The organism is Mediterraneibacter butyricigenes (assembly GCF_003574295.1).
GTDB classification, from domain to species: Bacteria; Bacillota; Clostridia; order Lachnospirales; family Lachnospiraceae; genus Mediterraneibacter_A; species Mediterraneibacter_A butyricigenes.
The window spans coordinates 1,342,375-1,364,222 of the sequence record NZ_BHGK01000001.1; the positions used below are offsets into that span (position 1 = coordinate 1,342,375).

Annotated in this window: 16 protein-coding genes; 5 read left to right on the top strand and 11 right to left on the bottom strand. The window is 44.1% G+C overall.

Annotated features, from left to right (window positions below):
• Positions 1-127: 127 nt before the first annotated feature.
• The 3 genes from KGMB01110_RS06570 to KGMB01110_RS06580 all read right to left on the bottom strand — a co-directional run bounded on the left by KGMB01110_RS06570 (position 128) and on the right by KGMB01110_RS06580 (position 4,668).
• Entirely contained in the window at positions 128-1,780 is a 1,653-nt protein-coding gene (locus KGMB01110_RS06570) for an ABC transporter permease subunit (protein ID WP_117603253.1), read from the bottom strand.
• A gap of 18 nt (positions 1,781-1,798) precedes the next feature.
• Positions 1,799-3,307, bottom strand: coding sequence for a sugar ABC transporter ATP-binding protein (locus KGMB01110_RS06575; protein WP_117603254.1), 1,509 nt, complete (start codon positions 3,305-3,307; stop codon positions 1,799-1,801).
• Positions 3,308-3,390: 83 nt separating this feature from the next.
• Positions 3,391-4,668 carry a substrate-binding domain-containing protein gene (locus tag KGMB01110_RS06580; RefSeq protein WP_117603255.1) on the bottom strand — a complete coding sequence of 426 codons (1,278 nt, stop codon included), beginning with the start codon at positions 4,666-4,668 and terminating at the stop codon, positions 3,391-3,393.
• Positions 4,669-5,069: 401 nt separating this feature from the next.
• Here KGMB01110_RS06580 and KGMB01110_RS06585 point away from each other — a divergent pair, with 401 nt between their 5' ends.
• The gene (locus KGMB01110_RS06585; protein ID WP_119297869.1) at positions 5,070-5,567 is read left to right on the top strand and encodes a QueT transporter family protein; all 498 of its coding nucleotides are present in this window, start codon (positions 5,070-5,072) and stop codon (positions 5,565-5,567) included.
• A 162-nt stretch (positions 5,568-5,729) separates the two neighbouring features.
• Here KGMB01110_RS06585 and KGMB01110_RS06590 read toward each other — a convergent pair whose 3' ends face one another.
• Together KGMB01110_RS06590 and KGMB01110_RS06595 are read right to left on the bottom strand one after the other, a co-directional pair.
• Positions 5,730-6,977 carry a M20 metallopeptidase family protein gene (locus KGMB01110_RS06590; protein WP_170141694.1) on the bottom strand — a complete coding sequence of 416 codons (1,248 nt, stop codon included), beginning with the start codon at positions 6,975-6,977 and terminating at the stop codon, positions 5,730-5,732.
• Complete coding sequence (locus KGMB01110_RS06595; protein ID WP_170141695.1) at positions 6,940-7,419, bottom strand: L-2-amino-thiazoline-4-carboxylic acid hydrolase; 480 nt, start codon at positions 7,417-7,419, stop codon at positions 6,940-6,942. The genes KGMB01110_RS06590 and KGMB01110_RS06595 overlap by 38 nt, the downstream gene beginning before the upstream one ends.
• A gap of 455 nt (positions 7,420-7,874) precedes the next feature.
• Between KGMB01110_RS06595 and KGMB01110_RS06600 the strand changes: the two genes are divergently transcribed.
• The 3 genes from KGMB01110_RS06600 to KGMB01110_RS06610 are packed head-to-tail and all read left to right on the top strand — an operon-like array spanning position 7,875 to position 10,659.
• Complete coding sequence (locus KGMB01110_RS06600) at positions 7,875-8,600, top strand: DUF5058 family protein (RefSeq protein WP_117604218.1); 726 nt, start codon at positions 7,875-7,877, stop codon at positions 8,598-8,600.
• 30 nt (positions 8,601-8,630) lie between these two features.
• Positions 8,631-9,335 (top strand): hypothetical protein, encoded by a 705-nt coding sequence (locus KGMB01110_RS06605; RefSeq protein WP_117888770.1) that lies wholly within the window; start codon positions 8,631-8,633, stop codon positions 9,333-9,335.
• A gap of 46 nt (positions 9,336-9,381) precedes the next feature.
• On the top strand, positions 9,382-10,659 hold the full coding sequence (locus tag KGMB01110_RS06610; RefSeq protein ID WP_119297871.1) for an L-cysteine desulfidase family protein: 1,278 nt from the start codon (positions 9,382-9,384) through the stop codon (positions 10,657-10,659).
• 143 nt (positions 10,660-10,802) lie between these two features.
• Here KGMB01110_RS06610 and KGMB01110_RS06615 read toward each other — a convergent pair whose 3' ends face one another.
• The 6 genes from KGMB01110_RS06615 to KGMB01110_RS06640 all read right to left on the bottom strand — a co-directional run bounded on the left by KGMB01110_RS06615 (position 10,803) and on the right by KGMB01110_RS06640 (position 20,732).
• Complete coding sequence (locus tag KGMB01110_RS06615; RefSeq protein WP_119297872.1) at positions 10,803-12,230, bottom strand: sigma-54 interaction domain-containing protein; 1,428 nt, start codon at positions 12,228-12,230, stop codon at positions 10,803-10,805.
• 65 nt (positions 12,231-12,295) lie between these two features.
• A complete protein-coding gene (locus KGMB01110_RS06620; protein ID WP_119297873.1) occupies positions 12,296-14,749 on the bottom strand; it encodes a hypothetical protein in 2,454 nt (817 codons plus the stop codon).
• Positions 14,742-16,088: a class I SAM-dependent methyltransferase gene (locus tag KGMB01110_RS06625; RefSeq protein WP_119297874.1), complete on the bottom strand. Its 1,347-nt coding sequence runs from the start codon at positions 16,086-16,088 to the stop codon at positions 14,742-14,744. The genes KGMB01110_RS06620 and KGMB01110_RS06625 overlap by 8 nt, the downstream gene beginning before the upstream one ends.
• Before the next feature lie 35 nt (positions 16,089-16,123).
• A complete protein-coding gene (locus KGMB01110_RS06630) occupies positions 16,124-18,718 on the bottom strand; it encodes a sensor histidine kinase (RefSeq protein ID WP_119297875.1) in 2,595 nt (864 codons plus the stop codon).
• 18 nt (positions 18,719-18,736) lie between these two features.
• Positions 18,737-19,435 carry a response regulator transcription factor gene (locus KGMB01110_RS06635; protein WP_119297876.1) on the bottom strand — a complete coding sequence of 233 codons (699 nt, stop codon included), beginning with the start codon at positions 19,433-19,435 and terminating at the stop codon, positions 18,737-18,739.
• Positions 19,436-19,883: 448 nt separating this feature from the next.
• Complete coding sequence (locus KGMB01110_RS06640) at positions 19,884-20,732, bottom strand: 4Fe-4S binding protein (protein ID WP_170141696.1); 849 nt, start codon at positions 20,730-20,732, stop codon at positions 19,884-19,886.
• A gap of 134 nt (positions 20,733-20,866) precedes the next feature.
• Between KGMB01110_RS06640 and KGMB01110_RS06645 the strand changes: the two genes are divergently transcribed.
• Positions 20,867-21,775 (top strand): LysR family transcriptional regulator, encoded by a 909-nt coding sequence (locus KGMB01110_RS06645; RefSeq protein ID WP_117604209.1) that lies wholly within the window; start codon positions 20,867-20,869, stop codon positions 21,773-21,775.
• The last annotated feature ends 73 nt before the right edge of the window (positions 21,776-21,848 follow it).

A 21,848-nucleotide genomic window follows, 5' to 3' on the forward strand; every position in this document is an offset into this window, starting at 1 on the left:
ATACCAGAGAATACCCGTTTACTAAATGTCAATATCATCTTTTATATTATTTTAGCCGCCCTATGTCATCAGACGAGCAGGGCGGCCTTTGTCTTACAGGTTACCTGCGTGAACAGGTATTTATCAATTATTTCTTCTGTACATATTTTAAGCAGTCAAGTGTTACTGCTGCAAGAATGATGATACCTTCAAAAATAAACTGAAGGTTTGTATCGATACCAAGGATCGTCAGAGAGTATGTCAAAAATGTGAAAATCAACACACCAGTTACTACACCTGAGATTTTACCGATACCACCGGTAAATGAAACACCACCAACTACACAGGCTGCGATGGCATCCATATCCCATCCCTGTCCATAAGCAGCACTACCGGAACCGATCATTCGGTTACACTCTAACCATGAACCACATCCATAAAGAATACCAGCCAGAATGAATGCTCCCATTGTTACCTTGAATACGGAAATTCCTGATACAGCTGCTGCTTCCGGGTTTCCACCTACAGCATACAGGTTCTTACCAAAAATTGTCTTGTTCCAGATAAACCATACGATAATGATTGCTGCCACTGCCCACAGGATGATCGTAGGGAATCTTCCAATCTGTGGGATGAACATATTCGGAATTGCAGAATCAATCGCACCGAAAGAAACTCCCTTTGTTGCATAAGTTACAAGACCAAAGATGATCAACATGTTCGCCATCGTCGAAATAAACGGATGCATCTTAAACTTCGCCATGAAGAATCCTGCAACCATCGCAAATGCTGTAGTCAGGATAATACATACTGCCAGTGCCAGCAATGCTTTTTGTACCGGAGCCATACTTGAGAAATCAAAAATGTGTCCAAATACACTACCGGTGTTAATACCATTGTGCATGATAATGGTCGCTGTAACCATACCCATACCAACCATACGTCCTACCGAAAGGTCTGTACCAGTTAAAAGGATCAGTCCTGCAACTCCCAGAGCCAGGAACATTCGAGGCGATGCCTGCTGTAAGATGTTCAGGATGTTCGTCACTGTAAGCAACTGTGCATTCTTAACTACCGGTGTAATGATACATAATGCAATAAAGATCAGGATGATTACAATATACAATCCATTTCTATATAAGTACTGTGTCATATTAAATGTATATTTGTAGTTTTCCCACTTCTGTGCCTGTTTTTGAGCAAACGTATATTTTGACATACGCAAAAGATCGATCAAATGATATTTGTGCATGTATGCGTCATGCTTTCTGTCCTTAATCTCCTGAAGTCTGGATTCATGTGTCATCTGTGCATCAAAAAGCTTGTTCTTGTATGTATATTTCTCTGCTTTGATATCATCAGAATTCGACAGTTTACTGATCGCTTTCTTCTCTTCTGCCTGAATCTCGGCTTTTAATTTTTCATAATTACTATTCTCTGCACTCTTCTCAGCCTCACAGCTTTTTGCAACAATATCATAGTATTCGGTCTTATAATGTTTTGCAAGATAACCTTCTGCATCAGCGATCAGACTTGCGATTTTCTGTTTGTTCGCATCTTCTACCGCTTTCGCTTTCTCCAGTTCTTTTTTGCAATCTGCAATAATCTGATTCTGCTGCTCTTTGGATAAATTCTTATCCTCTTTTGCAACTGCAATCTGATTTTTTAAACTATTTACTTTGTCAGATCCATCCCAACGCAAAGCGTCAATCTGGCTCTGTATTTTTCCAACATATTCATCAATCGGTTTTAAAAGTCTCGCCTCTTCTTCAGCCGAAAGAATTACGCTCTTTTCTGCCATATCCTCTACTCCTCTCTGTTACAAATACATTGCACTGAGTCTCAACAATTCTTCCTGATCAGTCTCCTTGGTATTTACAATTCCCGCCAGATGTCCATTAGACATTACTCCGATACGGTTTGTAATTCCAAGAATCTCAGGCATTTCGGAAGAAACTACAATAATTGTTTTTCCTTCTTTTGCCATGTTGATGATCAGTTCGTAAATCTCATATTTTGCACCAACATCAATTCCTCTGGTAGGATCGTCCATCATAAATACACTCGGTGAACGTTCCAGCCATTTTCCAAAGATGACCTTCTGCTGGTTTCCTCCGGAAAGGCTTGAGATCATATCATCCGGTCCCATACATTTTGTATGCATGATCCTGATCTTCTCAGCCGTTGCTCGCACCATACTGTCATGCGATAATGCTATTCCGTTCTTATACTGTTTCATATTTGCAATGGTAGTATTAAATGTAAGATCTCCTTTTAAAAACAGACCATTTGCTTTTCTTTCTTCCGTGATCAGCGCAAATCCATGATCCATCGCTTCTTTCGGTGAAGAGAAATTCATAACTTTTCCATTATAGACTACATTCCCCTCAGCTCTGGTACGCATTCCAAAAATCGTCTCCAGAAGTTCTGTTCGTCCGGCACCTACCAGACCATAGAATCCGAAGATCTCACCTTTTTTGATATCAAACGATATGTTCTGAAGTTTTGGTGCATATTTTGTTGAAAGATTCTGTACAGAGAGAATTGTCTCTCCCGGTTTATTATCTACCGGTGGGAATCGGTTATCCAGAGAACGTCCAACCATCGCTGATATCAGCTCGTTCATATCAGTATCTTTGCTGTCCTTTGTCATAATCAGACTTCCGTCTCTTAAAACTGAAATTTCATCACAAATATCAAGAATCTCATCCATCTTATGAGAAATATAAATTAAGGAAATTCCCTGTGCCTTCAACTGCCGCATCATCTGGAAAAGCTTCTCCACTTCCGGAGCCGTCAATGATGACGTCGGCTCATCCAGTACAATTACCTTTGAATTGTAGGAAATTGCTTTCGCGATCTCACACATCTGACGCTGTGATACGGACATCTTTTTCATCGGTTGTGTCAGGCTTACGGTAATTCCAAGTTTTCGAAATAATTTTGAAGTTTCTTTTTTCATTCTCCCTTCATCAACGATTCCGAATGAATTTTTCGGATATCGTCCAAGGAATAAATTATCAACAACACTTCTCTCAAGACACTGGTTTAATTCCTGGTGAACCATCGCCACTCCATTCTCCAGTGCATCTTTCGGTCCTGAGAAATTCACTTCCCGACCGTCTAATATGATCGTCCCTTCGTCTTTCTGATAGGTTCCAAAGAGACATTTCATCATTGTCGATTTTCCGGCACCGTTTTCACCCATAAGTCCCATGATAGTTCCAGGCTTAACATTCAGGTTGATATGTTTCAAAACCTTATTTCTGCCGAATGATTTGCTCATGCCATTAATCGATAAGATGTATTTATTCTTATCCTCTGCCATATCCTTGTTTCCTTTTCTTAGTGAAAGAAGGGTATCATCCCTGACACCCCTCTATGTTTCATCAATTTACTATTTATTCATTCTTAGTTAGAAAGAATTGAAGTATATGCTGCTGCGTTGTCAGTCTTAACCATGTTGATTGCAAATGCATCGTATTCGCTTGGATTTCCAAGACGGTTTGTGATATTAGACTCTGTCTGTCCATCTCCACCGATGTAATCTACTGATAAGTTAAGAAGATCATCATAGTTCTCAAGGAGTGGCTGATATGTAGAGCTTAAGAAGTTATCTGATGCATTGTAAATGTTCAACCAAACTTTCTTAGATGGGCTCTTGCTTTCATCTAACTGATTAGAAACCTTGTCATAAATCTTTGTAGAGTCTGTGAAGTCTTTGTAGTTGTCAGCTGTTACAGCTACGTTTAATGCGTAGTAAGATCTGTCTTCTTCGCTGTATCTGTAATCTTCACCTTCATCCAGGCAGTTACCAGCGTCATCAGCTGTACCGATACCTGTATCAATGTCAACTCCGTCTAATGCGTTACGCAGAACTCTCAGTGTCAGGTAAGCCTGAACGTCTGCATGCTGTGAAATTGTTCCGCCGTATCCTTCAGCGATTGCTGCAACAGCGTCGCTGTTAGCGTCATATCCAAATGTAGGAACTTTGCTGTCTTTTGCCCAAGCGTTGAACATTGACATTCCCATACCATCGTTATTAGAAACAACAACATCAATCTGATCACCAAATGAAGCTGTCCATGTTCCAATTGCGTTACCAGCTGTAGCTGCATCCCATGTAGCTCCTGCTGAGTTCTTCATTTCCTGAGAAGCTAACTCACGGATTGTGTATGTCTTTCCATCAATATCAATTGTTGCATCCTGAACAACTTTAGAAGATCCATCTACGTTTGTTCCTGCAGGAGTTGAATCTACGTTACCGTCTGCCTCAACACCTGTTCCAAGAGCTGAACGAACACCACGTGTACGTGCGATTGAATCATTATGTCCGATATCACCAATTGCTAATACATATCCGATAACTCCATCACCATTTCTGTCGATCTTGTCTGCATTTGCTTTGATGTAATCTACTACCATTTCTCCCTGCAGCTCAGCACCCTGATTTGCATCGAAACCTACATAATAAGTATCGTCATTGAAGTTTAATGCTTCCTTATCAAGTTCTCCTGTCGAACTGTTAGATGGCTGACGGTTGAACCAGCAAAGCGGTTTATCCTTATTTGCTGCCGCACTTGCTGAAGTAGAATCAGATGAGCTTGAACTTGATCCAGATCCCCCACATCCTGCTAATGATAATGCAAGCGTTGCTGCCATCATAGCTGCTAAAACTTTTCTTTTCATTTCTTTTCCTCCGTTTTTGTTTAATTTGCTTTGTTTTTCGTCCGTTTCAACGATTAATTTAAGTATAATGACAACAGTGAAAAGAAAACATAGAATATTTTGGGATTTATTATTAAATTTTTGTGATAATACAGAAAAGTTTTATATGTTTTTACCCCCCCCGGTATCATTATTCTTTCTTTTTATCAGAACATGCCACAAAAAGTGCGAAGTCGGGCAAAAGTCGGGCAATCCTTGATTTTTCCTATTTTTCATGCTATACTATCACCCGTTACAAAGCCCATAAAAACAAGGTCGTACAGGGCTAACCGCCGCTTTCCGGCGTTAAATGAAGATCCGCTACGGCGCGTGTGTTCGTGACCTTCCACACGTAAAACAAAACTAAAGGAGACAATTGAATCATGAAAGAAACAAAACATCAAAGTGTGCTTTTTCTGGCACAGGGCGCAATGATCGCCGCAATCTATGTCGTACTGACACTGGTATTCGCACCATTCAGTTACGGTGAAGTTCAGGTAAGAATCTCGGAGGCTCTCACGATCCTTCCCCTTTTTACCCCTGCTGCAATCCCAGGACTTTTTGTAGGATGTCTGATCAGTAATATTCTGGGCGGATGTGTTCTTCCGGACATCATCTTCGGAAGCCTTGCCACATTGATCGGCGCGGTTGGAACTTATATGCTCCGCAGGCAGAATAAATTTCTGGCACCATTGCCACCGATCATCGCCAACGCACTGATCGTTCCGTTTGTTCTGCGTTATGCTTATCAGGTACCGCTTCCGATTCCGTTTATGATGCTGACTGTCGGCATCGGAGAAGTCATTTCCTGCGGTGTTTTGGGTATGATCCTTCATACTGCACTGAACAAATACCGGCACACTATTTTTAAAACCGCATAAATCAGTTCCGTAATTTGGCAGGCTGTCGCACAATATGTGACAGCCTGTTTTGTTTGAAAGCAAGAAGTTTTTATCCCGAAGCATCGAACTTCAGGAACGCCGATTTTGCCTTCTCCCAGAACAAAAATATGCCCCGGCGTACTCGCCGGGGCTTCCCAGTCTCTATATCTTCTTTTCTTTCATAGTTCCATCTCCCAGATAGTCAAACGCCATCTGTACATGCATAGCTACCCCTTCCGGCAGCACTGACTCGTCAAAACGTACCTTTGGGTGATGGTGCCCATGGATTTCTCCATCATCTGATGGTTTTGCCGCTCCGATAAAGGCATAAATTCCAGGGACTTTTTCTGAAAAATAAGCAAAATCATCTCCACCGCCGACTGGCCTGGTTTCAATCACATCTTCTTCTCCAAAAATTTTCACTGCCGCATCGTGTGCAATCTGACACATATCCGGATCATCATGGATCACAGGCCCTGTTTTCATTTCATATTCTACCTCAGCGGTACAACCATATGCTTTTGCAGTATATTCTGCCACGCGACGCATTTTTTCTTCTACACCCTTTCGTACTTCCGGTGAATATGTTCGAACTGTTCCGCTCATCGTTGCAGTGTTGGCTACCACATTGTAATTCGATCCGCTATGAATCGTTCCGACCGTAACAACCAATGTATCAACCGGATCTGTATTTCTCGAAACTATCGTCTGCAGGCTGTTCACAATGGCACAGGCCGTCACCAGCGCATCTTTTCCCTGATGTGGCATTCCTCCATGGCATCCGTTTCCCTGGACTTTGATACAAAATTCATCTGTACTTGCTGAACGTGGCCCTGGATTCACAGCAATTTTGCCTGATTCTAACCATGATGAAACATGACATCCGTATGCTGCATCCACGCCATCCAGTATTCCTTGATTTACATAATACTCTGCTCCATTCGCCGTTTCCTCCGCCGCCTGAAATAATACTTTCACCTTTCCTGGCAGCTGTTCTTTTTTTTCAACCAGTATCTTGCAGGCTACGAGAAGCATGGCTGCATGCATTTCATGACCACAACCATGAAAAACTCCCGGATGAATGCTTGCAAAAGATTCTCCTGTCTCTTCCTGGATCGGCAGTGCATCAAAATCCGCTCTTAACAGAATGGTTTTGCTCTCCGGTGAACACTGCCCTCCTTCAATCATGGTCCAGCATCCTGTATGATCCGGATAATGGTGTACCTCCAAACCAAGATTTTCCAGATAAGCGGTAATATACTCCGTCGATTCATATTCCTTCCAGGATACTTCTGCATGTTGATGCAGCCAGCGTCTGACTTTTACAACTTCATCCCGCAGTTCGTCTGCACGTTTTTTTATTTCTTCCGAATTAATCTTTTTGTTTTGGAAATCTAAGACAGAAGTCACAGCAATCACCTCCTGACATCAGCGTTTTCGATCTTGACATTTTAATTTCCGGATTCATGCCCTCATAAAAATATTCATCTCTTAAGCAGGATAATGTCGCACCCAAATCTTTCATTCCGATTCGATCGTACATATCGACATAGGCACATCTCTTGACTGTCATATAACAGTCCGTCTCATTTTCCACCTTCATATCAACGTCTAACGCGTCATTCGCAGACCAAGACTCTGCCTGCCCCATCAATGCATCGATTCCATTTCCTCCTAATACTACCGCGTAGTCTTTTCCCTGTTCAAATGCGATTTCTGCAATCACCTTTTCTACGATCTCATATGTTTTTTCATGTCCCAACTCTTTCTCAAATGCATCGAGAAACGGCTTGACCATCAGCGCCTCAATCTCTCTTCTAAGTAATACCGGTACATCATAAATTGTTTCCATTTTGATCTCCTTTCTTTTCTCGCATTCCATGTTTCAAGATCTTATTCTTTTTTCTGTACTTTCCCAACTCATACACTGATCAAAAGAATCCGATCTTGATTGACTCATTCTGATATAGCGCAACAACCGTGCCAATCGCTGTTTCTTCTATATTAGGCAACCTTTTTTCTTTCTTTTCGCTGTTTCTTCTTGCATTTCCAATTTTTACAAGCCTTCTGTTTCTCACATTTGAGAATTTCTTATCATTTATGAGAATCCATCACATTTTCGCCCTTCTATCTCTTCTGTTCGTTATATTTTCTCACAAATGAGAAAATATGCCTTTTATTTAGCTATTTTCTCTGGCATGCATTTTGCACTATAATATAATACAATCCCAACTCATACTCAAAACTACATGTACTTTTACTATCATCATTCTCATATTAAAGGATTAGAAAGGGGCGTACAAGCTTATGAATTCTGAATATTTTAGTCAGGCCAATGGGCCGGTTTTATGGATAGCCTGTATTCCGGCTGTATTTATCGTTATGTTCGAATGTATCCTGTTCTACCGAAAGAGTAAAAAGCAAGCCATCGAACTTCAAATTGATCCCAAACTGATCAAAACTTCCATGAAGTCTTCCGCTATTTCTGCGATCGGACCCTGCGTAGTCGTTATCGCAACGGTTCTCTCTTTGATCAGCTACGTCGGAACTCCTCTTGCCTGGATGAGAAATTCTATCATCGGAAACGCGCAGGAAGAACTGCTTGCCGCAAACTTCGCTGCAAACGGTATGGGTATGGATCTGAACGAAAGTCTTGCAAACGGAACCTTGAACCTCAGTTTTCTTTCCACCGCAGCCTTCGTCATGGCCGCCGGAATGTGTGGATATGTCATCACTTCCGCACTCTTTTCTGACAAAGTGGCTCTGATCGGAGAAAAGTTTTCCGGTGGAAATGCAGAATTGCTGCCACTTTTAACCTTAGGTGCTGTCGTTGGTGGTATGTCCAACATCGTAGTCGGACAATCGATTCCTCTTGGCGCCAACACGATCGGTGTCGCTGTAGGTGCCGGTGTTATGGCAGTCATTCAGATTCTTGCAAAGAAGATGCCTGAAAAACTATGGCTCAAAGAATGGGCGATGACCATCAGTATGTTTGTCGGTATGATCGTCGCCTATGCGGCCAGCCTTATCTAACCCATCACCAGACACAGGAGGAAATCCATTATGAATGAAGAAAAATATACTTCTTACCACAAAGAATACATGCCCAGCATTATAAAATGGGGTCGCTGCCTGAACCTGCTTATGGTTCCCGCCATGTTTTTCCCGATTTTACTGATTATGATCGTTTACGGCGTGAAACCGAATATGGCAGGAGCCACCAGTGGCGCCATCGCCTATATTTCTTTCAGTCTCCCGTATTACTTTACCGAACTGATTGCACTTGGTCCCATTCTTCACGTTCCCGGAACCTACATCGGATTCGTTGCCGGAAACACCCGAAATATCTGTGCAGTTGCAACTTCATCTGCACTGGACGTTACCGGAGCCAAAACAGGAACCCCGGAAGCCACGATCATGGCAACGATTGCGACTGCAACCTCTGTTATTATGAAATTCGTAATTGTTTTCGTAATTTCCTTAGCCGGTGGTGCTCTTTTGAAAGTTCTTCCGCCTCAGGTTCTGACCTGTCTTACCTTCCTGCTTCCTTCTCTTTTCGGAGCCATGTGGATGCAGTGGGCTATTACCGATGTGAAACTGGGTGGTATCCTGTTTGTGGTTGCATTGATTGCAAATTTTGTATACCGAAAGGGAGCCTTCTCCTTCTTCCCGGCAGGCGGCGAATATATGCCGGTACTGATTTGTGTTATTTTAGGATTTATCATCGCAAAAATGCTTTACTCAAAGAGATCTGCCAAAACAAACTAATCATACAGATCCCTCATAAGAACGATCAAAGGAGGAATTTGCAGCAATGCAGACAGAATTAAGAAACCAAGATTATATCAACGCTCTGAAACGGGAACTGATTCCCGCATTGGGCTGTACAGAACCGATTGCGATAGCATATGTCGCTGCCAAAGCACGGGAAACTCTGGGCGTATTTCCGGATTATATGGAGATGCTCTGCAGTGGAAATGTTATCAAAAATGTAAAAGGAGTCAAAGTGCCAAATGCATGTGGTATGCGTGGTGTCCCCATTGCTGCAACTCTCGGTGCCATCGGCGGAGATGCTTCCAAAGAACTGGAAGTGCTTCAAAGTGTCACACCTGAACATGTAGAACAGGCAAAACAACTGTTGGAGAACCATTTTTTCTCCTATCAGTTGGCCGAAGGCGTTGCAAATCTTTATATTTCCGCTACGGCTCACTATCAGGATCATTTTGCCAGAGTTACCGTGGTGAATCACCATACCTGTATTACAGAAATTGTAAAAGACGATACTCTCCTCTATCAGCGTGACCCGGACTCCGTCTCGGATGAACCGGACTGGAAACTTTGGAGCATTCATGAAATTTTAGATTTTGCGGATCATGCGGATCTGGCTCCTGTTCAGTCTCTGCTGGATCAGCAGATTGAAAAGAACACCGCCATCTCCAATGAAGGACTCTCACACCCTTACGGAGCAGAAGTCGGCCGTACCCTTTTAAAAAGCTACGGCCAGGATATTCGCACCCGGGCAATGGCAAAGGCGGCTGCCGGATCGGATGCACGTATGGGCGGATGTACTCTGCCGGTTGTCATCAATTCCGGAAGCGGAAACCAGGGAATGACCGTTTCTCTTCCGGTAATCGAATATGCCAGAGAACTTGGAGTTCCAAAAGAAAAGCTCTATCGGGCACTGTTGGTCAGCAATCTGCTTTCTATTTATCAGAAACATTACATTGGCAGTCTCTCCGCTTTTTGCGGTGCCGTGACTGCAGCCTGTGGAAGCGGAGCCGCTCTGACCTATTTAAGCGGAGGAGACTATGCCGCCATCTGCCGTACCATCACCAATACGCTTGCCAATGTAGGCGGAATCCTGTGTGACGGTGCCAAATCTTCCTGTGCTGCTAAAATTGCTTCTGCCGTAGATGCCGCTATTTTAGCACACCACATGAGTATGAACGGGGATTCTTTCCAACCCGGTGAAGGAATTGTATTGGAAGACACCGAAAATACAATCAAAAATATAGGCTATGTCGGACGTGTCGGTATGAAAGATACGGATGTAGAAATCCTGCATTTAATGATTGGCAGTGTTACACCGTAAGCGGTTCCCGTTGCAAGCTTTTGCGGGAGGATAACGGTCCTCTACTTTACGTAAATAAAAATCGGAAGCGGTGATTAAAATACACGGCTTCCGATTTTTTATTTTCTTTAGTTTCTTTTTTTCGCTCTGTCTCTTTACATTTTTCAAAGATCATACTGGCTTAATTTCCGATACAGTGTTGCCTGACTGATTCCCAGTTTTTTCGCTGCTTCCATTTTTTCTTCTCTGTTTTTGGTATCTTTTATATAACTTTCCAAAATACTTTTCTCATAATTTTGCAGCATCTGGTTCAAAGTCTTCCCTTTTCGCTCCGTAATACTTTCTGCCCACACCATATACTGCGGCAAATCACCTACAGTGATTAAATCTCCCTGAACCATGTTTACCAGAAATTCCACGACATTTTTCAGTTCCCTGACATTTCCCGGCCATTCATAAGTATTTAACACTTCTTCTGCCTGACGGTCAAACCCATGAATATTCTTGTGCAGAATCTTGTTATAATCTCTCAAAAAATAATAGGCCAGTTCTTTGATATCTTCTCCGCGTTCCCGAAGCGGCGGAATTTCCATAGGAATGACACTTAACCGATAATATAAATCTTCCCGAAACGCCCTGTTTTTCACCATTTCTCTCAAATTTTTGTTCGTCGCTGCCACAATGCGGATATTTACCGGGATCTCTTTCGTTCCTCCGATCCGCTCAATCTTGCGCTCCTGTAGGACTCGAAGCAGTTTTGTCTGCGCCATCAACGGTAATTCTCCGACTTCATCCAGGAACAGCGTGCCTTTATCCGCCAGTTCGAACTTTCCGATAGCTCCGCCTTTCTTTGCCCCGGTAAAGCTTCCACCCTCATATCCAAACAATTCACTTTCGATCAGATTATCGGGAATTGCACCACAGTTTACCGCAATCATTGGGCCTTTGTTCCGCTTGCTGTTTGCATGCAGGAATTTTGCGAACTCTTCTTTTCCGGTACCGCTCTCTCCCGTAAGCAAAACAGTGGAATCCGAATTTGCCACGGTATACCCCATTTTAATCATTTCTTTCATCTTCGGACTGCTACCCATAATGTGATATCTCGCGGTGGCCTGGCTGACCTCACTTAACTGTTGTTCCAGTTTTTCCGTCTGCTCCACACTTTCCAACTGATTTGCGATCAGAATCCCCAGATACTTCATAAATTCGATCAGTCGTTCCTGATTCTCTATCAGATAATTTGCCTCCTCTGTTTCTGTTGCCGCAATACCAATGACTCCTATTATCTCCCCCTGATAATCTATGGGATATCCAAGCTCTGCATGAATTGTACAGATTTCCCTACTTTTACATTCCTCACAATATGGATCCTCTCTAACCTGTGTCACCAATTTCGGATAACCGGAGATTAGGACCTTTTGAAAAAAAACACTAGATTTTCTTCTAAACTTTTCCGGCACTTCCTTGTAAAAGTTTGTTCCACAGATTCGATTCAGTTCTTCATCCACCACCGTAATCTGTGTATGCACAAAGGTTGAAATCACATCCACACACGGCTTGATAAATGATTCAATTTGAGATAATCTGCTCATTTTTTCCTCCAATCCGAGAATCTACTTTCGCAGTTTCCAATACAAACGAAATCTCTTCCGTGAGATTACTTCACATACCCGATATACGTATGCCCGGTTGCCACCGTCATCTGATCCATGGCATCAAACGCCACCGCATTCTTCTCTCCGGTTGCCGGATTGACATAGGTTACGGTTCCGGAATTGTAAGCAGTTAAAAGCACTGCCTGATTCTGATCCAATACTGCAATGACCGGCATTCCCTTATTGATAACATATAAAATCTCCTCGATCGTACATCCCGTCAGATCCACCTCACTCGCTTCGTATTGCTGCATATAATCCCGGCAGGCTTCCAGTGCTGTTTTATTTTCCACTTTAAAGCTTCCGACGCCGGTGTCATACACCAGATCCCGGTTTCCCTTTTCCCAGATATAATGCTGATCCGATGAGATCACGACTCCGGATACCGTCTCTGCTTTCTGGATGGCGTAAGATGCCTTCTCGTAAACGCCCTGAAGATTTCCCATCCCATAAGCATAGTATCTGGTGGCTTTCTGCGGCGATTCCAGCTTCAGTGTGGTTACATTTTCCTGCTCTACGATCTTTGGCCGGAGCACCTTCGGTTGCTGGTCGGAAATTCCCTCTTCAAAGGTCAGACGCATTTCCCGGCCTTTCGTCTCAGACAGATAAGCCTCGGCTGTAATGCTGCTCTGATTCTTTTCCTCATTGTTGGTGATGTAATCCTGGGTGGTTCCGGTGTAAAGATCTCCGTTTTTCGTCACCCGGTTCACTGTCACCATATTTTTTTCCACGATAATATCCGAAATGTAAATGTTATCCGCCTGGTACGTCTTCACCACTTCGTTTTTACTGCTGATGATCTCCAGACGTTCCATCGGCGTGATCTCTTCGCCGGACACGGTCTTTCCCTTCTGGGATTCTTTGGCGATTCCACAGATAAAATCACTGGAAATGAAGCCCAGCGGATGCAGGGTCTCACCCTCAGCACCTTCCACTTCATAACTCTTTCCGGTCTTCAAATTCATGACCTTCACTTTGGAAGGTTTTCCATCCTTGACCTTCTCATTATAAGCCAGCAAATGTCCGTCTTCCGAAGCCGCATACTGTCCCTCTTCCAGTCCTTCTGCGATTTTGTTCTGCTGGTTATTCTTCAGCGTCACCTCGTAAATCGTTCCGCCGGTCACCACAAACAGCTTTTCCTGATCCTTACTGTAATACACCATGTGACCCAGTTCATTTTCTGCGATGACGAAGGACTTGTTGCTTGGGATAAATGCTTTCTCTTCGATATCATTTTTCTCAATGTCGTAATAATAAATGTTGACGCCCACATGTCCCTCATGCTGTCCCCGGTTCATATATCCATAGACCGCAAAGGTGGTACTTCCGTTGTTTTCCACATCCAGAATCCGAATCTGATGCTGATCGTACCAGTTGCGCACATCATCTTCTTCTGTATTGGAAAAGCTGAACACCAGAGACAAGTTGTCGTTTTTCTGATCATAGCTCCAGAGATCCCGTTCCTGCACAAAGGCGACAATGGTTCCGTTTTTATTGGTTTTGTACTGTGCATCTGTGGACGCAATGCCCAGATTGATGCCTTTTTCGCTGAGTACCTTTGCCGATCCGTCAAAGACCTGATTCATGGTGCGATCATAATCCAAAAGATACAAGGTGTCTTTATTCAATCTCACACGGAAAAATTCCCGTACATTATAAAGCGTCGCCTCATCCCCCTCTTTGCAGGTTACTTGATACCTTGCCAGAATGGAGGTATAGGTACTGTTGCTCTCCTTGATATCCCACTGCACATCGCCTTTCACTTCCGGTGCCAGATCGCCCCACATCACATGATTGCTGTCCGAATGGATCGTCACGGTCTGGTAGGTATTGTTGTCCCCGTCTTCATTGGATTCCAGATAGGTTCCCACAAATGCAACGCCATCCTCGGAAAAGGTATTATCATGGAATTCTTTTACAAAATCCAGACACTCCTTGATATTCAGATCTTCCGGTGCCACCACTCTGGTATAATAATGGACGTCCTTTCCATCTATGGTCAGCGTCACCGTCAGATTGGCTTCTTCTCCTGCTTTCAGTTTGTCACCAATCGCAAGCTTCACCACACCGTTGCTCTCTTTTCCGGCTCCGGTCTTATACGTCTTCTCGCCATCCAGAGAAGAAAGGGCATAGGTCACCTGATCGATCGTGTTGCCGTTGCGCTCGATCTCTGCCTCTGCATTTCCTTCACTGTCAAGCGGCGTGATGGTATCCCGCATGGCGGTCAGGTCCATTTCATCTTTATAACCTACCAGCGCATTCACTTCCTGATCTTCCACCAGGAAATGTACCCGCGGTAATGTGGCAGCTTCCAGATCCACCGTCAGATCATCGGAACCACGGTTCGTAACGGCACTGATCACAATCACTGCCACCACAAAAACTGCTGCCAGAATTCCCACTCGTTTCCAGATGCCCGTTACAGATGCCCGGTTGCCTATCAGTCTGTTATTCATAAACTCCGGCACCTCCTTCTGGTTCCTTTTCTTCTTTCAGATCCGCGAGAAGTGCACCCAAAGTCGGCTGTACATGTAAAAATGTCTCGCAAGCCTTAATTTCTCTGTTTATTTTTTCCTGTTTCTTTCCTTTGCTCCGGTGGTTTTCTTTCCCTCCGGCTCTGTTCTGCTCCATTTTCGCATTCTCTGCCTTTGCCGTAACTGCCGGTTCTTGTCCCCCGCAAGCCCTTTTCTCAGCCTTCACTCTTGCCTGGCTCCGCAATTCCGGATGATTTCGACCCACACCGCGTCTTACGCCCCGGATCAGGATATTTTTCGGCGTGTGCTCCATATCGATAAATTCCAGAATCTGAGTCTCATACCCTTCCCGTTCCAAATATTCCGCGCGCAATCCGTCCGTCACCAGTGCCGCGAACCGCTCTTTCAGCAGGCCGTATTTCATGATCGGCATCAGTTCTTCTGCCTCAATCTGCCGGTTCAGTTCGTGCTGACAACAGGGCACAGACAGAATCACCTTTGCATTCCAATGCACCGCCTTGGACAGGGCATGATCCGTCGCCGTATCACAGGCATGCAGTGTCACCACCATGTCCACCTGATCCACGCCCTCGTAATCCGCAATATCTCCTACCAGAAAATCCAGTTTTTCATACCCGTAATCCTTTGCCAGCGCATTACAGTGTGCAATCACATCTGCCTTCAGATCCAGTCCGATGATCCGGATATCATATCCTTTTAACTCGTGCAGATAATAATACATGGCGAATGTCAGGTAAGATTTACCACAGCCAAAGTCCAGAATCGTAAGTTCCCGGTCTTTTTCCTGTTCCAGCTCCGGTAAAATATCTTCGATAAATTCCAGAAACCGATTGATCTGACGGAACTTATCAAACCGGTTCCGCACAATCTTTCCTTCTTCTGTTATCACCCCAAGATCTTTTAGAAATGGGACGTAAACCCCTTCCTGTAAAATGTAATTCTTTTTCCGGTTGTGGGAAAGTGGCGCCATTTTCACTGCACCTTTCTGCGGTTTGGATTTTATGGACATCTTCCCCTTTTTGCTGACCAGCACACTGTAGGTTCTGGCACGGGTCTCCAATTGAAGCTGTCTGAAATTCTCCAACAGCTTCAACACTTTTTCTTTTGCTTCTTCTTTTTCCAGGTTCTCATGGAAAACCTGTTTTTCTGTATAACTCTCGAATTGAAAATGCAGCCGTCCCTCTTTGAGAATCGGCCGCATTTTTATCCGCAAATATTCTTTGTCTCTGGGATTGCTGAAAATCCCACGGATCAGGTCTTCATTCAATCCTGATTCCAGAATCTGCTCTATATTCTGCATAGTTCAAATGCTCCTTTTTTCTCAGTTCCCTTCTATTATATGGAGCATTTTTCGTCTTGTAAAGGCATAACCCTTGGAAATGTAATGGTCACCCGGAACAAATCTCCGTCCAAATACAATTCGAAGTTTCCGCCCTGCAACGTGGTCAGCGTCTTGGCAATGGAAAGTCCCAGTCCGCTTCCTTCTGTACTTCTGGACACATCTCCCCGAATAAACCGTTCGGTCAGCTCATCCGCCGAGAAATTCAGCGGATATTCCGATACATTTTTCAGGGAAAAGATAACTTGTCTTTCATTGACACTTAAGTCTTCATAGACACGGGTTCCCGGCATAGCGTATTTTGCCGCATTGTTGTAAATATTTTCCAGAATCCGCCACATTCTTCTGCCGTCCACATGAACCATCGCCGGTTCTTCCGGCAAATGCAGCACTCCTTCCAGTTTCTTGGCTGCAAATTTCTCCTGGAATTCTCCTTCCGTCTGAAGAATCAGTTCCGACAGATTCAGATCCATGCACTCCAGCGTAATATTTCCGGAACTGACCTTGGACGCTTCCACCACATCTTCCGTCAACTGTTTCAGTCTCTGCGCTTTTTCTTCCAGAATATTCAGATAGTTCTGAACTTTCGGATCTTCCAGGTTTTCCCGCTTCAGCAGATCCACATAGTTTATAATGGAAGTCAGCGGAGTCTTAATATCATGCGATACATTTGCCAGAAGATCAGTCTTTAACCTCTCGTCCTTCATGCTCTTTTCCACCGCCTGTTGCAGTCCGTCTCCGATATGATTGATCTCGGAGGCAATCTTCTGATAATCTCCTTTCAACCCTTCTTCTGAAATCTTATAGTCCAAATTTCCTTCTGCAATTTCCCGGATTCCTTTTTTCAACCGGTCTTTTGCCATAGCCATTTTTAACAGCCACACAAACAGTGCAATCTGCGCTGCCAACAGCACCAGATAATATTTTCCAATCCTGCCACTGTAGATCAGCAGAATCACCCAGTGCAAAAACATGAGACTCACACCGGTTACACAAATTTTTGCCGTCGCCGTCCGATTGTCCCAGACTCTTCGTGAAAATGCCAGGATTCGAATGGCAAGACTTCCCGTCCAAAGCGTTTTCCCTTTGATTCTGCGCACCAGACTCAAATAACCGATCCAGAACCAGGCCCCGGTCCAGAGTCCTGTCACAAAGGACCAGAACACCCGTCCCAGACTGTAAACATCTGCCGACATATCCGTTGCAAAATAATAACTAACCGCATCTGCGACATGATCTCCCGCACGCCACCAGAACTCAATCAGCAATAAGCTTCCGGCGATCCAGATCGCAATCACGCCGGCTGCCGCCAGTTCCGTCGGCACCTTATCAAATCCGTTCAGATGAAGTTCTTCATCCGTTTCTTTCCTTCCTGCGATCAGGGTCAGCCAGACAAATCCGGTGACTAACACCACGATGGAAAGCACCCAGACCACGATCAGCAATGCCCGGTTCGGATTGAATTTGTCATAATTTTCCTTTTCCAAATAAAACGCATCCTGGATTGGAAGCTCTTTATCCAGAGTTGCCGCAAAGATCAGATCATCCGCCGACACATCTCCGTTGTTAGACTGCAGATAACTCTTCCAGACGGAAAGATCCGCATTTGCCACATTTGACTTGCAGTCCTTCAGACGATTCGACAGAACACAGTATGGATTCCCCTTGTTTTCTTTTTCGATTTCGTTTAAATAAGTTTTATAGTCTCCGTAATCCTTCCATTCTTCACGGTTGGTCAGGATTTTCTGATTCTTCTTGTCAATCCAGAGATAGGAAAAGTTGGTATTTCCCTCTTTAAAAAGGTCGCTTAAATTTTCATAATTCTCCCAGTCTGTATTCAGCGCATAAAGACTGGATTGTAGTTGGATACACAGATTCTGAAGCTGGCCGTTCCACCGCGCATCCTCGTTTACAATATCCAGAAGACTGGATGCCCCCTCCGGGGCGTACTGTTCCCCGATCATCCCACTGTATGTCCAACAATCCACATACAATATATTTCCTGCCACATCCGAAATGGTCTTCCCGCAACCGGAAGGATATTCTCCCGCTTTCAGATCTCCAATAAACGTAGAAATGCTGCTGATATCTTCCACAAACAGTTCATGATTCTCCAGTTTCATCCGAAAATCATTGATGTAATAATAATAGTAGCTTCCATCCATTTTCTGGCAGACTACCACCGGTTCTCCGTCTCTGGTATCTCCGTTGATGTATTTTTTTCTCCAGTCCAACAGTTCTCCCAGTTTGTAGGCAACGCCGCCTTCATTGGTTCCGTCGATCCGGTTATTCTCATAATAATTGGCAATATCTACCAGTTTGTCGGAATCATAGACTCCATTTGTCTCAAAATTACTCTTCGCCTGCCCCCCGCTCAATGCATTGTATACCGTACTGTCAAACAATGCCTCAAAGGTCGCCGACTCCAGATACTTCTCCTGCTTCGGTCTCAGGAAATCTTTCAGGCTGGTAGACGTATATGCCATGGCCGCCGCCATATAACTGCTCGCCAGCACAGTGCCCGCACTGAGAACCGTAAGAAACAAAAGGATCGTTTTTGTCCAAATGTTCTTATACCATGCTTGATTCATTTATCTCCTCCATCATTTTCAATTCATCTTCTCGATCTTATATCCGACTCCCCAGACCACCTTCAGATACCTTGGTTCCTTCGGATTGATCTCGATTTTCTCCCGGATATGCCGGATATGTACTGCCACCGTATTGTCCGCGCCGATGGCATCTTCATTCCAGATTGCCTCATAGATCTGATTAATGGAAAATACTCTCCCCTGATTCTTCATCAATAAGAGCAAAATGTTGTATTCAATCGGTGTCAGCTTCACAAGTTCTCCATCTACCGTCACTTCTTTTCGCTCGTCATTGATCATCAGACCACCTGTCACATAGATTTCTTCCTGCTGTTCTGTTACTCTCGAACCCAGCTGTGTATACCGGCGCAGCTGAGATTTCACTCTTGCCACCAGTTCCAGAGGATTGAAGGGCTTGGTCAGGTAATCATCCGCTCCGATATTTAAGCCCAGGATCTTATCGGAATCTTCGGATTTTGCCGACAGAATAATGATTGGGAGGCTGTTCTTTTCCCGGATCTTCAGGGTGGCACGGATCCCGTCAAGACGTGGCATCATCACATCTATAATCAGCAGATTGACTTCTTTTTCCTCCAGGATCTCCATGGCTTCGATCCCGTCATACGCTTTCAGCACATCGTATCCTTCCTGGGACAGATAAATTTCGATGGCCTCTACAATTTCTTTATCATCATCACATACTAATATATGAAACATTCCTCATCACCTCCCTTACAGTATACATGATAGCAAAGGATTTTTAAAATCGGACATTTAAAATCTTAAAGTTTTCTTAGGATATCTGTGAAAGAAATTTTCTTTTCTTTCACATTTCAAACATACTTTGGACACATTTTCTCTCTATACTAAGAGCCAGATAGTTGATAAAACAACTATCTCCCCCCTCATAAAGTATACGCAACCAGAACATCTGGTTGCGGCACTTTACTCTCATTCCTTTAAATAACTGAATAAGACTCCGAAAACCCGTCAGTTCACCGCTGACGGGTTTTCGCTGTTTCTTATGGATTCATTGATTTCGAGTTATAGGACAAACTGTGTTGATAAAAATCATTATCCTCCCGCAAAAGGTTGCAACGGGAACCGCTTCCGCTTGCCTCCGCCCCATAGAGAGATACCCTTCAAGCGACGCTCGCGCTCGCTCTCAGAAAGTACTGGGAATTCCCGACTCGCAGGGGACTTTCGTCTGGCATTTTCCACATCCCAGCCGCGGTGCATACACTTCTTTTGTATGCAGCATCCAGGAAAGACAAGGTGGGTGCTCTTTCCCATGCTCTATAGAAATCGCCTGAACCGGGCATCTCCTGATACACGCACCACATCTCGTGCAATATTCATAGAGCTCCGTATATTCTCGTTTTGTCACTTCCAATTCTTCTGTGGTCAAAATACTGATAAACCTTCCGGCGATTCCTTTTCTGGTGATAATTCCGCGGGAAAGGCCAAAAGTTCCCTGTCCGCACAAATAAGCAACGTGTCGTTCTGACCAATTACTTCCAAACACCACATCCGGCATTCCCTCACCCGGACATGTACCCATATATGCTCGAAACCTTGCATCCAACAACGGCACACAGGATTTTGCCCCCTGATCTTCCAGATACTGTTTCACTTTTCCCGCCATATTCTGAATAAATGCATGCCCCTCGATCCTGCAGTACAGCCATTCTTCTGACGGTTCCTTTCCACCATTCCAATTACTGCGCTTCACTTCTTCAGTCATTGGGAAAAACAGAGAAATCACGGATTTTGCACCCGGCAGCCATTCTTCCGGCATATAATGCCATGGTCCGATCGCCTCCGGATTTTTATAAGCTTCAAACAGTGGATCTTTTGCACTTCCAACTGCGATCAACGGTTCTTCATACATTTTCACTTTCCGAACCGTTCCGTCTTTTATATTACCATTACCAATTTCTGCATATTTCTCCTCTGATAACCGGTAAAATTCCCGAATTTTTTCCTGAAGATCCTTATTTTCCACTCTTGACACCCACTTTCCCTTCTTATATCTTAAAAGATATCTGATAGTTTTATTATACATGGTTCCCGGGATTCCGTCCTGTATCGCGTAATACCAAAATCTGAGTTCACTATATTCTTTCACATATAACAGGAGTGATTTTTATGACCTTACAACAATTAAAATACATCGTTTGTATCGCAAAATGCGGTTCCATCAGCGAAGCCGCCCGTTCCCTTTTCATTGCACAGCCCAGCCTGACCGCGGCTGTCCACGAACTGGAGCAGGAACTTGGCATTACCATTTTCAAGCGCACCAACAAAGGTGTGATCCTGTCCGCCGATGGCGAGGAATTCCTGGGGTATGCCAGACAGGTGATCGATCAGACCAATCTGATCGAAGAAAAATATACCGGGAAAGCAGCCGGAAAGCATCTGTTCTGCGTCTCCACCCAACATTATTCCTTTGCCGTGGAAGCCTTCGTGGATCTGTTAAAGGATTACGGCGGCGAAGAATACGACTTCCGAATCCGCGAAACCCAGACCTATGAGATTATCGAGGATGTGGCCAAACTTCGAAGCGAAGTGGGCGTTCTCTATCTGAACCAGTTCAACGAAACCATTTTACGTAAAACACTGCGCGCCCACGATCTGACTTTTCACCGGCTGTTTTTCGCAAGACCTCATGTATTTGTCAGCTCCGGAAGTCCACTGGCACAGAAAAAGGGAATTACGTTGGAAGATCTGGCGCCATTTCCACGCCTTTCCTATGAACAGGGCGAACATAATTCCTTTTATTTTTCGGAAGAAATCCTAAGTACTCTGGAGTGTAAGAAGGAGATCCTAGTCTGTGACCGCGCCACCCTGTTCAACCTGCTGATCGGGCTGAACGGTTACACCATCTGCAGCGGCGTGATCAGTGAAGAACTGAACGGAAAAAATGTAGTCTCCGTTCCGCTTCTGGTGGATGATTACATGGAAATTGGTTATCTCACCCACAACAAAGTGGTCCCGGGACGATTTGCCACCCGCTATATCGAAGCATTGAAGCAACATACTATGTACGAAGACTAATCGAATAAGGTCGAATTTTGCAGGTTACAACCTTTTCTTCCCGTTTTGTTTATACTTTCGTTATAAATTTTCG

Coding starts and splice junctions, on each gene's coding strand:
- KGMB01110_RS06630 (WP_119297875.1), bottom strand. CDS start 18,718: ATGAATCAAGCATGGTATAAGAACATTTGGACAAAAACGATCCTTTTG.
- KGMB01110_RS06570 (WP_117603253.1), bottom strand. CDS start 1,780: ATGGCAGAAAAGAGCGTAATTCTTTCGGCTGAAGAAGAGGCGAGACTT.
- KGMB01110_RS06610 (WP_119297871.1), top strand. CDS start 9,382: ATGCAGACAGAATTAAGAAACCAAGATTATATCAACGCTCTGAAACGG.
- KGMB01110_RS06585 (WP_119297869.1), top strand. CDS start 5,070: ATGAAAGAAACAAAACATCAAAGTGTGCTTTTTCTGGCACAGGGCGCA.
- KGMB01110_RS06605 (WP_117888770.1), top strand. CDS start 8,631: ATGAATGAAGAAAAATATACTTCTTACCACAAAGAATACATGCCCAGC.
- KGMB01110_RS06625 (WP_119297874.1), bottom strand. CDS start 16,088: ATGCAGAATATAGAGCAGATTCTGGAATCAGGATTGAATGAAGACCTG.
- KGMB01110_RS06645 (WP_117604209.1), top strand. CDS start 20,867: ATGACCTTACAACAATTAAAATACATCGTTTGTATCGCAAAATGCGGT.
- KGMB01110_RS06620 (WP_119297873.1), bottom strand. CDS start 14,749: ATGAATAACAGACTGATAGGCAACCGGGCATCTGTAACGGGCATCTGG.
- KGMB01110_RS06600 (WP_117604218.1), top strand. CDS start 7,875: ATGAATTCTGAATATTTTAGTCAGGCCAATGGGCCGGTTTTATGGATA.
- KGMB01110_RS06615 (WP_119297872.1), bottom strand. CDS start 12,230: ATGAGCAGATTATCTCAAATTGAATCATTTATCAAGCCGTGTGTGGAT.
- KGMB01110_RS06595 (WP_170141695.1), bottom strand. CDS start 7,419: ATGGAAACAATTTATGATGTACCGGTATTACTTAGAAGAGAGATTGAG.
- KGMB01110_RS06575 (WP_117603254.1), bottom strand. CDS start 3,307: ATGGCAGAGGATAAGAATAAATACATCTTATCGATTAATGGCATGAGC.
- KGMB01110_RS06635 (WP_119297876.1), bottom strand. CDS start 19,435: ATGTTTCATATATTAGTATGTGATGATGATAAAGAAATTGTAGAGGCC.
- KGMB01110_RS06580 (WP_117603255.1), bottom strand. CDS start 4,668: ATGAAAAGAAAAGTTTTAGCAGCTATGATGGCAGCAACGCTTGCATTA.